Annotated in this window: 3 protein-coding genes; 2 read left to right on the top strand and 1 reads right to left on the bottom strand. The window is 60.0% G+C overall.

What is annotated here, in order from left to right; translation table 11 throughout:
* A partial coding sequence (locus tag H5U08_RS16730) for a carboxy terminal-processing peptidase (RefSeq protein ID WP_297035677.1) occupies positions 1–740 on the top strand: 740 nt, incomplete at its 5' end.
* A 212-nt stretch (positions 741–952) separates the two neighbouring features.
* Positions 953–1,912, top strand: coding sequence for a transglutaminase domain-containing protein (locus H5U08_RS16725; RefSeq protein ID WP_297035675.1), 960 nt, complete (start codon positions 953–955; stop codon positions 1,910–1,912).
* On the opposite strand, the gene H5U08_RS16720 is transcribed toward H5U08_RS16725, so the two are convergent.
* Positions 1,870–2,094: hypothetical protein (locus H5U08_RS16720; protein WP_297035672.1), on the bottom strand; the 225-nt coding region annotated here is incomplete at its 5' end. The two genes, H5U08_RS16725 and H5U08_RS16720, sit on opposite strands and share 43 nt — an antisense overlap.

The following is a 2,094-nucleotide window of genomic DNA, read 5'->3' as shown; positions in this document are numbered from 1 at the left end:
ATTCGGCAGGTCGGGTCATGGTTTACGACGACGAGGACACCAGCGTCGCCTGGCGCGGGCCCCTCATCGTCCTCATCAGCAAATTCAGCGCGAGCGCCAGCGAAATCCTCGCCGGTGCAATTCAAGACTACCGTCGCGGACTCATCGTCGGTGACCACAGCACCCATGGAAAGGGCACTGTGCAGAGTCTTATTGATCTTGGGCAGGAACTCTTCCGGCTGCCCAATGCCCCTAAGCTGGGAGCCCTCAAACTGACCATCCAGCAGTTCTATCGACCGGACGGCGACAGCACTCAAAACCGCGGTGTGCTGGCCGACATCGAGCTCCCTTCACTCACCAACCATCTGGAAGGCATCGCCGAGTCGGACCTCGATTACGCCCTTCCATTTGACCGCATCCAGCCGGCCAAATATCAGGTCTACCCGGATGTCAACAGCGCCGTGGTGGATTTCCTGAAGAAGCGGTCCGAAGAACGGGTCAACAACTCCCCGGACTTCCAGAAAGTGAAGCAAGATATCGAACGCTACCTCGCGCAACGTCAAAAGAAAACGGTGCCGCTCCAGGAAGAGAAATTCATGGCCCAGGTGAAGGAACTCAATGCCGACAAGGAAGAGGAGAAACGCCTCCGTGCCCTCGACGAGGGCAGCGAGGAAGGCATCAAACGCGATTACTACCTGGAAGAAGTGTTCCAGATCATGACCGACTACCTCCAGCAGCGGGTGGTGGCACAGGCCCGGTGATCCTTCGCACAACCAGGCCGCCGACCGTCCGCCCAGCAGGATGATGAACCCCATCCCAGGAACAAGAGCCCAAACCAGGCACAACCAGTCGGTTTCGGAACCGTTCCAGGTGCAGATGGAGAGCATCACTGCCGCGGAGGGCCGCAGTTTTCGCCCCCACTAAAAGGGCGAGTGTCACCGGAAGAGTGCTTGACAGAATAACAAACCAGCCAATGAGTCGCACAGCGGGCTTCTGCTTTTTTATCTTGCTCAGCATCGCAATTTTGCCGCGTCCACTCTGGGCGCAGTTCAAGGAAGACCAGGGCAAGGGCTGGCGGCTGGGTGAGGCCGTCGTGTCCAAATGGCAGGCCGGCATCGTCGTCAAGGCGGTGGCCGGTGCCTGTCGGAATATGGTGGGAACAGCCCCCCTTCCCCGCGACTGGCCCGAACAACAGGTGGAAATCGTCGAGGAAGATTTCTCCCCAGGCGTCACCGTCCAGTACCGCACCGTGGACAATCTCGTCGATCAAATGGTGGTGAAAATCCCCAGCCTCCCCAATGGACGCGAAGCCCACGCCCTCGTGACGGTGGAGGTCCGCCGCCATGTCCAGCTCCCCCCACCGGACACAACGATCTTTCGGATCACCGACAAACTGCCCGCCGATGTCCGCGTGTTCCTCGGTCCCAGTCCCAAGATCGAATCCCGGGACCCCAAAATCATGGAACAGGCGAAAACCCTCATCGCCCAGGGAAGCACCGACTGGGAAAAGCTCCGTTCCATCTATAACTTCGTTCGGGAACACGTTAAGTATAAGAGTGGGGCACCGCTAAGAGGTGCCGTGTACGCCTTGAAAGAGGGCGTCGGCGACTGCGAGGATATGACGTCCCTGTTCGTCGCCCTCTGTCGGGCCGCAGGCGTCCCGGCCCGCACAGTCTGGGTGCCCGGTCACTGCTACGGAGAGTTCTACCTCGTTGATGACGAGGGTCGAGGCTACTGGTTCCCCTGCCAGCTCGCCGGAAGCGAAGCCTTCGGGGAAATGCCGGACCCCCGGCCCATTCTCCAAAAGGGCGACAACTTCCGCTCCCCGGTCAACTCCCGAGAACGCGTGCGCTACCTTGCCGAAAGCCTCACCGGCGGCGGACTCGGTGGTCAACCCCAGGTCCAGTTCATCCGCAAACAGCTCGCCAACTGATCAGCCCGCACATTCACCCATCCGATCAGATCATCCCATTTGGGGCAAAACGCAGGCGGCTCCCTGTGAGTCTGCCACTCGCCCTGCCCGACACCTTCTGCCTGAACTACCTCCCGCCCCAAATATCTCGTGCCGTCGTGCCGCAAAAACGTCCCTTGACAGCTTCCCCGAAGAGAGGCTAC

The organism is Thermogutta sp., from assembly GCF_014359955.1.
In the GTDB taxonomy this organism is placed as follows: Bacteria; Planctomycetota; Planctomycetia; order Pirellulales; family Thermoguttaceae; genus Thermogutta.
This window is presented reverse-complemented; position numbering and strand designations above follow the sequence as displayed.